At 61.3% G+C, this 12,827-nt stretch carries 10 protein-coding genes; 3 read left to right on the top strand and 7 right to left on the bottom strand.

The window, feature by feature from the left end; all coding sequences use genetic code 11:
* Positions 1-125: 125 nt before the first annotated feature.
* Complete coding sequence (locus KQ659_RS00325) at positions 126-2,300, top strand: sigma-54-dependent Fis family transcriptional regulator (protein ID WP_216679325.1); 2,175 nt, start codon at positions 126-128, stop codon at positions 2,298-2,300.
* 110 nt (positions 2,301-2,410) lie between these two features.
* On the opposite strand, the gene KQ659_RS21665 is transcribed toward KQ659_RS00325, so the two are convergent.
* Complete coding sequence (locus KQ659_RS21665) at positions 2,411-4,036, bottom strand: OmpA family protein (protein ID WP_216679326.1); 1,626 nt, start codon at positions 4,034-4,036, stop codon at positions 2,411-2,413.
* A gap of 331 nt (positions 4,037-4,367) precedes the next feature.
* Between KQ659_RS21665 and KQ659_RS21345 the strand changes: the two genes are divergently transcribed.
* Entirely contained in the window at positions 4,368-4,490 is a 123-nt protein-coding gene (locus tag KQ659_RS21345) for a hypothetical protein (RefSeq protein WP_262898290.1), read from the top strand.
* Between the two features lie 69 nt (positions 4,491-4,559).
* Here KQ659_RS21345 and KQ659_RS00310 read toward each other — a convergent pair whose 3' ends face one another.
* From KQ659_RS00310 to polA, 3 genes are all read right to left on the bottom strand, one after another.
* Positions 4,560-5,042: a DinB family protein gene (locus KQ659_RS00310; protein ID WP_216679328.1), complete on the bottom strand. Its 483-nt coding sequence runs from the start codon at positions 5,040-5,042 to the stop codon at positions 4,560-4,562.
* Between the two features lie 14 nt (positions 5,043-5,056).
* Entirely contained in the window at positions 5,057-5,479 is a 423-nt protein-coding gene (locus KQ659_RS00305; RefSeq protein ID WP_216679329.1) for a DoxX family protein, read from the bottom strand.
* Positions 5,480-5,580: 101 nt separating this feature from the next.
* Positions 5,581-8,472 (bottom strand): DNA polymerase I, encoded by a 2,892-nt coding sequence (polA, locus tag KQ659_RS00300; RefSeq protein ID WP_216690465.1) that lies wholly within the window; start codon positions 8,470-8,472, stop codon positions 5,581-5,583.
* Positions 8,473-8,545: 73 nt separating this feature from the next.
* Between polA and KQ659_RS00295 the strand changes: the two genes are divergently transcribed.
* The gene (locus KQ659_RS00295; protein WP_216690466.1) at positions 8,546-9,181 is read left to right on the top strand and encodes a 3'-5' exonuclease; all 636 of its coding nucleotides are present in this window, start codon (positions 8,546-8,548) and stop codon (positions 9,179-9,181) included.
* Here KQ659_RS00295 and KQ659_RS00290 read toward each other — a convergent pair.
* The 3 genes from KQ659_RS00290 to KQ659_RS00280 all read right to left on the bottom strand — a co-directional run bounded on the left by KQ659_RS00290 (position 9,178) and on the right by KQ659_RS00280 (position 12,523).
* The gene (locus KQ659_RS00290; RefSeq protein WP_216690467.1) at positions 9,178-9,885 is read right to left on the bottom strand and encodes a LytR/AlgR family response regulator transcription factor; all 708 of its coding nucleotides are present in this window, start codon (positions 9,883-9,885) and stop codon (positions 9,178-9,180) included. The two genes, KQ659_RS00295 and KQ659_RS00290, sit on opposite strands and share 4 nt — an antisense overlap.
* A gap of 176 nt (positions 9,886-10,061) precedes the next feature.
* The gene (locus tag KQ659_RS00285; RefSeq protein ID WP_216678791.1) at positions 10,062-10,892 is read right to left on the bottom strand and encodes an IS5 family transposase; all 831 of its coding nucleotides are present in this window, start codon (positions 10,890-10,892) and stop codon (positions 10,062-10,064) included.
* 251 nt (positions 10,893-11,143) lie between these two features.
* Positions 11,144-12,523 carry an FAD-dependent oxidoreductase gene (locus tag KQ659_RS00280; RefSeq protein WP_216679333.1) on the bottom strand — a complete coding sequence of 460 codons (1,380 nt, stop codon included), beginning with the start codon at positions 12,521-12,523 and terminating at the stop codon, positions 11,144-11,146.
* Between the last annotated feature and the right edge of the window lie 304 nt (positions 12,524-12,827).

Genomic DNA, 12,827 nt, shown 5'->3' with positions numbered 1-12,827 from the left:
CGGCGAATTATAGAATATTACGTCTTTGGCATGTTCTGGTTTTATTCCTCAAATGGCAGGAATTTACCTGTTTCTACTCCTGATATTTGAGGAAATGTGTGGTATATGCTTTAGCTTATGCCAGTTTGTACAGCCTAACCACGCGCAAGCTGAAGCATGCGCTGCATTCCATGCCCACCACCGACGAAACCCTGCTGCTCCACCTCAACGAGGCCATCGCCACCATCCGCGACAAAGACCAGCTGTTCAAGGTGGTCACGACCAAGCTGCGGCTCATCTTCCCCTTCGACCTCATCGGCATCAATGTCTTCGATGAAACCCTGCAGTACAAGCGCTTATTCCTGCGCGACTACTACGGCGCCGACGAAGCCCCCGCCCTGCCCGATGGCCTGGAGCAGTTCTCGCCTATTGCCGGCACGCCCCTCGAAGTACTCGTGGCCGACCCCCGCGTGCGGCAGTTCACGCCGAGGGAGTACATGGCGAACTACCCGAATTACGCGCCCTACAACAAGTTTGAAAAGCTGGGCGTGACGCACCTCACGGCCGTGCCGCTGCACCTCGGCGGCCGCCTCGCGGGCTTCCTCACCCTGGCCTCGCGGCGCAATCCCAACCTCACGCCCGCCGACGAAAAGCTGCTGGAAAAAATCGGCTCCCTCATCGCCGTGGCCGTTACCAATACCCTGGCCTTTGAGGAAGTGGCCCGCCGCGAGCAGGAGCGCACCCTGCAGCTCAACATCACCAACGCCCTGCTCAGCATCAAGCAGCGCGAGCCGCTGTTCCGGGCCGTGGCCGGGGCCCTGAGCCAGGTGGTGCGGTTCGACTACTTTGGCCTGCGGGTGCAGCGGGCCGGGCGGCAGGAGCCGTTCGAGGGCTTCGCCGAGTTTTCACGCTCCGGCAGAGGCCCGGATGCTCCGCTTTTGGCCCTTGACCCCAACCGCCAAAACGGCCTGAACCAGCTCGATACGTCGGCCATGTACCAACAGCTGAATGACTTGCTGAAGGTGCCGGGCCTCTACGCCGCCGATGATTTCCGGGCCCAGGCCCAGCGCTACCCGCTGTTGCGGCACGTGTATGAGGAGTACGGCACGCGGGCCATGCTCATTGTGCCCATCTGGCAGCGGGCCGATGGCGCGGCCGTGCTCATGCTGGCCTCGCCCAACCCCACCGCCTTCAGCCTGGAGGACCTGGCCACGGTGGTCGCCCTCGCCCCGCAGATTGCCCTGGCGCTGGAAAACCTCTTCGCCTTCGAGCAGATTGAGGAACTCAAGGCCCAGGTAGAGCAGGAGCGCACCTATCTGGTTGATGAAATCAATACCTCGGCCCGCTTCGGGGACAATTCAGGTACTTTCATCGGCAGCAGCCCGGCCCTGCAGCTGGTGGAGCGTCGCATTAGCCTGGTGGCCCCCACGGATACCACGGTGCTGATATCCGGCGAAACCGGCACCGGCAAGGAGCTGGTGGCGCGTGAGCTGCACAACGCCTCGCCCCGCCACGCCCGTGCCCTCATCAAGCTCAACTGCGCCGCCCTGCCCGCCCAGCTCATCGAAAGCGAGCTGTTCGGCCACGAAAAAGGAGCCTTTACCGGCGCCGTAGAGCGCCGCATCGGCAAGTTTGAGCTGGCCAATGGTGGGAGCATTTTCCTCGATGAAATCGGCGAGCTGCCCCTCGACCTACAGGCCAAGCTGCTGCGCGTGCTCCAGGAGCGCGAGTATGAGCGCTTGGGCGGCACCAAGGTGCTGCACTCTGATGCCCGCGTCATCGCCGCTACCAACCGTGTGCTGGTCGACGAGGTGGCCGCCGGCCGCTTCCGCGCCGATTTATACTACCGCCTCAACGTTTTCCCCATCGAGCTGGCTCCCCTGCGCGAGCGCCGCGAAGACATCGAGCCGCTGCTGCGCCATTTCATTCAGCGGCTGAGCAAGCGCCTGGGCAAGCCCATCCGCCAGGTGCGCCCCAGCGATTTGGCGGCCCTGCAGGCGTACTCCTGGCCCGGCAATATCCGCGAGCTGGAGCACGTGCTGGAGCAGGCCATCATTGTCAGCCAAGGCCAGTTTCTGGAGTTCGCGGGCTTTGCGGCCGTGCCGTTGGGGCTGGCCGCAAGTGCTGCCGCCATTCCCACCGTCGCCCCCATCAAAACGCTCAAGGAACAGGAGCGCGACCACATTCTGGCGGCGCTCACGCACACCGGCGGCCGGGTAAGCGGCGTGCAAGGCGCGGCTTTGCTGCTCGACATCAACCCTAAAACGCTGGAAGCCCGCATGAAAAAGCTGGGCATCCGGCGCACGGTGGGGGTGGCGTGATGAGTACCTCTTTTATCCCTTAGCCAGCCTGGTCAGACGGCTCAAACACGCCCACAAAAAAACGGCCCGCTCTCATCGAGCGGGCCGTTTTTTGATTAAACGCGAGGCGCTTATTTGCGCTTCATCGGGGCCTTGCGCTTCATGGAGGCCTTTTTGGGCACCACCTTGTTGGCGCGGGTCGGCACGGGCTTGCCGGCGGCTTTAATTTCCGTGATGGTCGGAGCCGGGCCATACTTCACTTCGGCGGCGTTGGTTTCGCCGGTGAGGTAGGGGTCGAAATCGACGCGACGGTTGAGGGCGCGGCCGGCTTCGGTATCGTTGGTGGCAATGGGATGGGTTTCGCCATAGCCGCGGGCCTCAATGCGGTCGGCCGCGATGCCTTTGCTAAGCAGGTAAGTGCGCGCCGTGTTGGCACGTTCGTAGCTCAGGCCCAGGTTGAAGTTGTCGGCCCCTTTGCTGTCGGTGTGGCCGGCAATGCTCATGCTGTAATCCGGATAGTCGTTCAGAATCTTCACCATTTGCTGCAGCTTCGGGTACGAGGAGGGCTTGAGCGTGGCCTTATTGAAGTCGAAGTTGATGTACTTAGTGGCTTCGTTCAGCACTTTTTTGTCCTCGGCCTTAATCTCGGGGCAGCCTTTGTTGCTGGCGGGGCCGGCGCGGTCGGGGCAACGGTCCTGGTAGTCGGGCACGCCGTCGCCATCGCGGTCAAGCGGGCAGCCATTGGCATCTACTTTCACGCCGGCGGGCGTGTTGGGGCATTTGTCGAGGTTGTCGGCCACGCCATCGTTGTCGGCATCGAGGGGGCAGCCGCTGGCATCCACGCGAATACCGGCGGGCGTGTTGGGGCATTTGTCGTCGTTGTCGGCCACGCCGTCGCCGTCGGCATCGGGGCAGCCCTGGAGGGCAGCGAGGCCCTTCACGTCGGGGCACTTGTCCTGGTAGTCGGCCACGCCGTCGCCGTCGGTGTCGAGGGGGCAGCCATTAGCGTCCACTTTCACACCGCTGGGGGTGCCGGGGCACTTGTCTTTGTTGTCGTTCACACCGTCGCCATCGGTGTCGGGAGTGCTGCCCAGGTTGGCGGTGAATCCGGCTGAAAACTGCAGGTATTGGTCGTACTTATTGAAGAAGCCATCGCCGCCAATGCCGGCCACACCATCTAGGCGGGCATCGTCGCTGAACAGCACGTGCTGGCCCGCCTGAGCAAACAGGCTAAAGCCCGGCGTGATACGAAACGTGAGGCCCAGGGCCCCCTGCGCATCAAACGAACCGTAGTTGCTGTTCTGGTTGACGGTTGAGAAATTGTCGCTGCGATGGGTGTAGATGTAGCTGTAGCCCGGCTGGAGCAAGATGTAAGGCTGCACCACGGCATCCTCCTTGATGGCCCAGCCATTGTTGAGCTTGAGCTTAAAGCCCAGCCCAAAGCTGCTGATGTTGGCATCGAAGCGGTTGCCCGAGGGCGTGAAGCCAACCCCGTCGGATGGGTAGCGGAGTACCGACTGGTTGGCCGACAGGTTAATGTCGAGGCCCTTGCTCAGGTAGCGGCTGAGGGTGAGGCCCCCGCCGTAGATGTTGTTTTTGGTGTTGAGGTAGCCCCGGCCGAGGTCGCCGCGGTACTGGAGGGTGCTCACATAGCCGCTGATGCCCCATTTGCGGTCGGCCGACTGGGCGTGGGCCTGTGGTGCTGCAGCGGCTAAGCCACAGGCTACCAGGGCAGTTGTTGAGAGGAGGTGTTTCATAAAGAACGAAAAAGGTGGTGCTTCGGCCAGATAAACCAGGGCTTTGGCAGGTTTGCTTACGCAACGGTGCCACCTGGGGTTGATGGATGGGGTAATGAGCGGTTAGGTCGGGGCCCGCCAAGTCAGGCACCGGGCGGTCGCCGAATCTGGGAGGGTATGGCATTGTCCGCCAAACCCTGGCATTCCCATATTCGCCATTTTCAACAAATAGAAGTACCGGAAGTAGGTTTTTCACCGGGGCCGGAGCCAAGAACATAAACTGCGGGAACGTGGCCGCCCACCCGGCCCAGCCGTACACTCGTGGACTTTTCACCTTTAACCATTCCCCCGCATGGTCAATACCATCAGCACTCCCAAGCACACCGACCCTGCTACCAAAAGCAAGGAGAAGCAGAACGAAGAGGTTATCAAGGACAAGCCCTCGGGCAAAGCCGTTAAAACCCAGAAGAAGTAGGTTTTTTTCAACCTTAAAAGAGCCCGGCGCGTTGGATGTGCTGGGCTCTTTTATGGTTGAAAGCGGCCATTATTCCCAGTCTTTCAGCAGGCGGCGTATCAGGATGATTTCGCCGACGTGGTAGGCGGTGTGGTCGGCAATGAGCATGGTCTCGCGCAGAATGGTCTGGCCGGTGCCGTGCGGGATGGGGGCCAGCAGGTCGGTGCCCGGAGCATGCAGCAGATGAAGAAACTGCTGACGGGTCTGCCGGATATGCTTCAGGGCTTCCTGCCACTGCTCTTCATCGGCGGTGGCGGTGGATGCCGGCCAGTAACCCTCCGGGAATTTGGGCGATTGGTGTTCGGGTTCGACGCAGAACTCCACAATATCCCACTGCGCAATGCGGATATGCTCGACCAGCTGCCAGATGGTATAGGGCGCGTTCGGCACGCGTTGGTTCCAGGTTTTAGGCGTGAGGTCGGCGGTTGCTTCTTCGAAGGTGACGTGGGCGTTGCCCTTCGTGAGCAGACTGGTTAATTCCGCCAGCAGGGCTTTCTGGTTGGGTCTGTCCATTGTAATGTTGGGCGTTATTTCCGCTTCTTCAAGGCATGCCAGGCCCCGGTGCTCCACAAGGCCGTGCCAATCAGCACGGGTTGGAAAAATAGCCGCCCCAGCCGCTTGGCATCCGTATCGAGGCCGAAGGCGGAAAGGTGGTGGGTGTACTGGTGAATATTGCCGGGGAACACCGCCGCATAAAACGCGGCCAGCCCGATGCCCATTCGCACCCGGTTTTTGCCTTTCAGTAGCAGCAGCGCCAGGCCGAGCACAATTTCCACCACGCCCGATTGCAGCACCACGGTATCCTTGTCCAGCGGCACAAAATCGGGCACCTGGGCCTGGAAGTCCTGCCGCACGAAGGTGAGGTGGCCGGCACCGGCCACCACCATAAAGGTGCCCAGCAGCCCACGGGCTACATTTTGGAGGGTGGTGGTGTGGGGTTTCTGTCGCATAGCTTTCCGGAAAGTGAATTGTAGGCCCTATACGGCCGGCCGGTGGTTCGGGTGCATTGCTTCATCGTTGAGCAAACCAGCATGACGCGCTGATATCGTTCTTAATGCGCCTGCAGCCAGTTGCGCCCGCTGCCCACTTCCACTTCCAACGGCACACCGCGGGGCAGGAGCAAGGCCGTAGTCATCAGCTCCTTGATTTTGGGGGTGATGTAGGCCACTTCCTCGGCCACGGCGTCGAACACGAGTTCGTCGTGCACCTGGAGTATCATCCTGGTGCCCAGCTTTTCCTCGCGCAGCCAGTGGTGGATGTTAATCATGGCCATTTTGATGATGTCGGCGGCCGTGCCCTGGATGGGGGCGTTGATGGCGTTGCGCTCGGTGTAGCCGCGCAGCGTGGCGTTGCGCGAGTTGATGTCGCGCAGGTAGCGTCGGCGCTTGAGCAGGGTTTCGGCGTATTCCAGCTCGCGGGCGCGGTTGATGCTGTCGTCCATAAACGCCTTTACCGATGGGAATTCCTGGAAATACGTCTCGATGATATCCGTGGCTTCCTTGCGGCTGATGCCGATGCGCTGGGCCAGCCCGAAGGCCGAAATACCGTAGATGATGCCGAAGTTGACGGTTTTGGCCTTGCGGCGCATCTCCGAATCCACGGCTTCGATGGGCACGTGAAACACCTTGCTGGCCGTGCTGGCGTGCACATCGATGCCCAGCCGGAAGGCCTCAATCATGGTTTTATCGCCCGAAAAGTCGGCCATGATGCGCAGCTCGACCTGCGAGTAGTCGGCGGCCAGCAGCACGTGCTGGTCGTCGCGCGGCACGAAGGCTTTGCGGATTTCGCGGCCACGCTCCGTGCGGATGGGGATGTTCTGCAGGTTGGGGTTCGTAGACGAAAGGCGGCCAGTGGCGGCCACGGCCTGGTTGAAGCTGGTGTGCACGCGGCCATCGACCACGCTCACCAGTTGGGGTAGGGCCTCCACGTAGGTGCTGCGCAGCTTGGTGAGCTGGCGGTATTCGAGAATGAGGGCGGCGATGGGGTTTTCGGCGGCCAGCTGGCTCAGGATTTCCTCGCCGGTGGCGTACTGGCCGGTTTTGGTCTTCTTGACTTTGCCCTTGCCGATGTCCATTTTATCGAACAGCACCTCGCCCAGCTGCTTCGGCGAGCCGATATTAAACTCCTGCCCGGCCTCCCGGAAAATCTGGGTTTCCAGCTCCGTGATGTAGCCTTGCAGCTCGGCCGAGTACTCGTTCATGGCCTCGCTGTCGATGCGGATGCCCTCGTACTCGATATCGGCCAGCACCGGCACCAGCGGGTTTTCCACGTCGTTCAGCAGCCCCAGCAAGCCCAGCTCCTTCAGCATCGGTTCGAAGACGTGCTTAAGCTGCAGGGTCACGTCGGCATCCTCGCAGGCGTAGTCCTTCACGGCGGCGGGTGCTAGGTCGGCCATCGTGATTTGCTTCTTGCCTTTGGGGCCGATGAGGTCGGTGATGGGCACCGGCGAGTAGTGCAGATACGTCTCGGCCAGCACGTCCATGTTGTGGCGCATGTCGGGCTCGATGAGGTAGTGGGCCAGCATGGTATCGAACAGCGGCCCCGAAATTCGCACGTTGTAGTGCTTGAGAATGGTGAGGTCGTACTTGATGTTCTGGCCGATTTTCAGAATGGTTTTCGACTCGAAAAACGGGCAGAACTCGTCCACGATGGCCTGGGTAGCTTCCTGGTCGTCGGCCGGCACGGGTACGTAGTAGGCCTCGCCCGGCAGCCAGGCGAAGCTCATGCCTACCAGCCGCGCCGTCATGGTGTCGAGGCCGGTGGTTTCGGTGTCGAAGCTCACTTCCTCCTGCTGCAGCAGAAACGCGAGTAGCGACTGGCGCAGCTCGGGCGTGTCCATCAGGTGGTACTGGTAGGGCACGTCTTCCAGGCGTTTGCGCGGGCCGCCGGGCGCGCCGAAACCATCGGTTTCGCCTTCCTCCGCGCCAATGGCTACGGCTGCGTCTTCGCTGCTGCCGAACAGCGAGGCCTGGCCGCCGGGCACTAGCTTGGGGCGGCGCGTGGGCGTGCTGCCGGGCGCGGCCACGCTGGCCGGGGTGCGCTGCGGGCCGCCGCCGCTCAGGATGCGGGCCGCCAGCTGCCGAAACTCCAGCTCTTCAAACAGTTCGCGCAGCGTGGCTTCGTCGGGCGCGTCGAGCACCAGCTTGTCGGCCTCAAAATCGAGCGGGACGTTGACGTGGATGGTGGCCAGCTCCTTGCTCATCAGGCCCTGCTCGGCGAAGTTGCGCACGTTTTCCTGCTGCTTGCCCTTGAGCTCGTGGGTATTGGCCAGCAGGTTTTCCACCGAGCCGTACTTCTGAATGAGCGTCTTGGCCGTTTTCTCGCCGATGCCGGGGATGCCGGGAATGTTGTCGGAGGCATCGCCCTGGAGGCCCAGAATGTCAATCACCTGCTCCACGCGCTCAATCTCGAAGCGGGCCAGTACGTGGGCCACGTCTAGAATCTCGGCCGCGTTGCCCATGAAAGCGGGGCGGTAAATTTTGATGTTCTCCGTCACCAGCTGGCAGTAGTCCTTGTCGGGCGTCATCATAAACACCTCGAAACCTTCCTTTTCCGCCTTTTGGGCCAGCGTGCCAATCACGTCATCGGCCTCAAAGCCGTCCATCATCAGGATGGGAATGTGGAAGCCCTGGATGATTTTCTTGATGTAGGGCAGGGCAATGCCGATGTCCTCGGGCATGGCCTGGCGCTGGGCCTTGTACTCGGCGTACTGCTCGTGCCGGAAAGTCTTTTTCGGCCCGTCGAAGCACACCCCGATGTGGGTGGGCTTCTCCTTTTGCAGCACTTCCACCAGCGTGTTGGTAAAGCCCAGCACGGCCCCCGTATTCATGCCCTTGGAATTGATGCGTGGGTTTTTGCTGAACGCGAAGTGCGAGCGGTAGATGAGGGCAAAGGCATCAAGCAGGAAGAGCTTCTTGGGAGCGGCGGCGGCGGTGTCAGACATAAGGCGAAGGTACGGCCGGGCGGGAAAGTGCTGGCTCGGCAGCGTTGCGTGGCTTCTTACGTATACTCTCGCCATGCGCTACGTTTCCCTCGACCTCGAAACCTCCGGCTCGAACCCCGCCCGGCACCAGATTCTGGAGCTGGCTGCCGTGGTGGAAGACTCCCGCCACCCGCTGCCGCTGAATGAGCTGCCCGCCTTCCGCCGCGTGGTGCGCCACCCCGAGTACGCGGGCACCGCCGGCGCCATTGCCCTCAATGCCCGCCTTTTCGCGGAGCTGGCCCGTAAGGAGCCCAACCCCGAGCTGTGCACGCCCCCCGAGCTGCTGCCCCAGCTGCGCGATTTCCTGCTGCTACAGGGCTTTCGGCCTGACAAAAACGACTGTCTTTCGGTCACCATGGCCGGCAAAAACATCGGCGTGTTCGACCTGGGATTCCTGAAAGAGCTGCCCGGCTGGGGCGCTCTCGTGCGCGCCGAGCCCGCCATGCTCGACCCGGCCGCCTTCTACCTCAACTGGCGCAAAGACGCGCGCCTGCCCAGCATGAGCATCTGCAAGGCGCGCGCCGGCCTGGAGCGCGAAGTGGCCCACGAGGCCCTCGCCGATGCCCTGGATGTGGTGCGCCTGCTCCGGCCCTTCTACGAGCTGCCGGTGTACAAGCAGGTGCCGGCCCCCGAAGCGCTCCAGGTACCCGAAGCACCCCGGGAAGCTTAAATGCGCTGCAAACCCTTGAAGAAGGCCTCCTGGTACGACTTGCCGATGGGCACAAAGTGGCCGCCGCTCAGGTTGGCCGTGTTGTCCTCAATGGATTCGATGTGCTGGGTATTGAGCAGATAGCTGCGGTGCACCCGCATAAAGTTCGGGAACGACCCCAGCCGGGTTTCCAGCGATTTAAGCGTGGTGTACACGATATACTTGTGCTTGGGCGTCACGATGTTGACGTAGTCAGATAGGGCTTCCACATACAGCACTTCATCGAAATCGATGCGTACCATGCGGCTATTCACCTTCACAAACAGGTCGGCGCTGGTGGGGATGTCGGCTACGGGTGCGGCGCCCGGGGCCCGGCGCGAGGCCACGCGCTGCACGGCTTGCGTGAAACGGGCAAAATCGAACGGCTTCACCAGGTAGTCGGTCACGCGCAGCTCGAAGGCATCGACGGCGAAATCCTGCCGGGCGGTGGTGATGATGACTTCGGGCGGGTTGGTGAGTACGCGCAGCAGCTCCAGGCCGCTGAGGTGCGGCATCTCAATGTCGAGAAACAGCATATCGACTTTATTGCCTTCGCGGAAAAAGGTGAGCCCGGCAATGCCGTCGTTTAGCGAAGCCACCAGCTTCAGGTTGGGCGTGAGTTCGACGTAGTGCTCCAGCGTCAGCCGGTTGATTTCGTCGTCGTCGATAATAGCGCAGGTCATCATAGGAGAGGAAGGGAATCGAAAAGGGCGCGAACCGGGTAGTGGAAGTTAGGAAGTCTAATTCTTTGGCGATATAAAGTAACCACTCAGGGGGCAAAACGCGGTAAATACCCGGAAGTATGAAGGCACCGGAACCGGCGCTATTTAGGTTTCGGGAGGGTAGTACGCAATGAAGCTGTTTAGAAAGTCGGCTTTTGATTAATTTTTCGCAAAAAGATGACGACGAAGGCGAGCCAGTGCCAGGCCAGCCAATTGCCGACGCTGGTTTCGTAGCGCACGAGCAAGGTTTTAAAGCCGTCGAGCCAGGCGTTGGCGTGTTCGACCACGACGCGGCGGCGGTAGAGTTCGGGATCGAAAAAGGTGTCGTCGTCGGTCTGCCAGTCGGCGGCGCGGCGGTTGCGGGGAATGTTGGCCTCGATGTCGCGCCGGGCGCATTCCTGACGAAAGCCTTGGGTGTCAAAGGCTTTGTCGGCGTTCAGAAACAGCCCGGCGACGGGAATATTAGCCGCTTCGAGCGAGGCGCAGATTTCCCCGAACAAGGCGTTGAGCTGGTGGGTGTCGTGGTGGTTGCCCGCCTGCGGGCTGGCGCAGGCCAGCGGTTGTCCCCGGTTATCGGCCAAGAAGAGGGCTGTGGTGGTACGGGCTTTCTTGCGGCCCTGATAGCCGACGGCCTCCCCGCCGTTCTTGGCGGGCGTGTGGCTGCCGTCGAGTTGGACGCTGGAACAGTCCAGATGGGCCCCGTTTTCGCGCAACAAGCGGAGCCATACCCCTTGCCAGGACCCGTCCTTGCGCCACGCATTAAAGCGGGCGTACACGCCCTGCCAGGTCAGCGATGCGCCCGTAAAAAACTGTTTAACAGGCAATAATCGCCATTGACAGCCGCTTTTGAGTTTGTAGAGAATGGCTTCCACCAACTCGGCCGGCTCCACGACCGAGGGGCGGCCATGGGCGGAGAAGGTGAGCGCGGGCAGAATCCATTGGCGAATCATATCTTTGGACAGGACTTCCATTAAAATGCGAAAAAAGGAGTGTTACACCTCAAATTTCGCGCTTTTTTGGGAGTCCTTTGACTTTCTAAACAGCTTCAATATATAAAGGCGCTACTGAACTACCGGCTTCAGCTTTTCGGATTATGATGCGGGCACGCACCCCGGTGCTTGTGTTGATGGGATGGGCGTGCGTTGCGGGAGCCCGGGCCGTTGGCAACCCCAAGCCGCTCACGCTGGCGCAGGACTAATTAATTGAAAATACCATATATAGCCTAGTGGCGGCCGGCCATTTCCTGCTGCACCAGGGCCTGCACCGCCGGCTGGTCGTAGTCGGCCTCGGCCTGAATGTGGGGCATGAGGCGGGCCATGATGGCATCCTGGCGCTGGCCGGCGGCCAGGGCCTCGGCGTAGGGCGTATCGGAAAAGGTGACCTGCGAATACAGCGGAACCCACTGGCCGGGAAACTGGCCCGAGATTTTTGCCTCAATTTTCTTCTGAAGCAGGAAAACGGGGTCGGCCACGCGGTCGCGCATCTCCACAAAGTTGTAGAGGGCCAGGTCGGCCATGGCGTCATTGTTGGGCTTGCGCTCGGCCTGAAATTCGGCAAAAATGGTGTCCCAGGCTGAGTCGCCGTACTCGTCGAACAGCGCATTGAGCACCGTGCAGTCCTCAAAGCCGGCATTCATGCCCTGGCCGTAGAAGGGCACAATGGCATGCGCCGCATCGCCGAGCAGCAGCACGTCGTCGTTGTACTTCCACGGAAAGCACTTGATGGTGAGCAGCGAGCCCGTGGGGTGCGCAAAAAACTCCTCCGTCAGGGCCGGCATAAGGGGTACGGTATCGGGAAACACGCGGTCGAAAAAGGCCGCGACCTCGGCCGGCGTTTGCAGGGCGGCGAAGCTCTCGGCACCTTCGTAGGGAAAAAACAGCGTGGCATTGAAAGAGCCGTCGAGGTTAGGCAGCGCAATCATCAGGTACTGCCCGCGCGGCCAGATGTGCAGGGCGTTTTTCTCAATCTGCCACGCGCCGCCCGGGCCGGCGGCAATGGTAAGCTCCTTGTAGCCGTAATCGAGAAAGTCCTGCGAGTAGTCGAAGCGGTCGGTGCGCTGCAAGGCGCTGCGCACCGCCGAAAAGGCCCCATCGGTGCCAAACAGGCGGGTGTAGGGCGCGGTATGCTCCTCCTGGGTTTCGGTGTCGCGCAGGCGCAGCTCTTTGGTTTTCAAGTCAATGCCGAGGCACTGCTGGCCGAAGTTAAACGTCACCCCGGTTTGGCCCTCGGCCAGGTCGAGCAGGCGGCGGTTGAGGTGGCCCCGGTTCACGGAGTAAATGGCCTGCCCGTCGTGCCCATACGGCTGGCGGGTGAGGTTGCCCTGCACGTCGTGCATCACGCGGCCACTCATGGGAATGCCCACTTGGCGGATGTCGTTGGCCACGCCCACGCCGCCCAGGGCCTTCCAGCCCCGGTCCGACAGGGCCAGGTTGATGGAGCGGCCCTCCTGGAAGCCGGCGCGGCGCGGGTCGCCCCGCCGCTCAAATACCTCCACGGCGTGCCCGCGACGGGCCAGGTACAACGAGAGCAAAGAACCCACCAGCCCGGCACCCATTACGGTGATGCGTTCGGTGGTGGGGTGGGCGGGGGCGGGGGTGGCCATAGAGCGCGGTGCTTGAAGTAGGGGGTGGGGCCGAAGCCGCGACGAAGCTACTACGGCCCGTGCGGTTAGCGCGGCGGGCTCAAAAAAACCCGACGAGGTATCAATTACATTCATCGTTTAAAGTTTATAATTGGTCGTAAAATCAGCTGGTCAGACAACGTTTGCCGGACCTTTGATGAATTAGAACTAAAACAACTTTTGCTATGACGCATTTTTGATTCCGATACAAGCAAGCAGGCTATACGCGGTGGCGGTGCCGGACGGCCCAGGTTCGGACGGCGGTGCTGGTATTGCCCCTGGCAGC

The organism is Hymenobacter siberiensis, from assembly GCF_018967865.2.
Lineage (GTDB): Bacteria > Bacteroidota > Bacteroidia > Cytophagales > Hymenobacteraceae > Hymenobacter > Hymenobacter siberiensis.
This window is presented reverse-complemented; position numbering and strand designations above follow the sequence as displayed.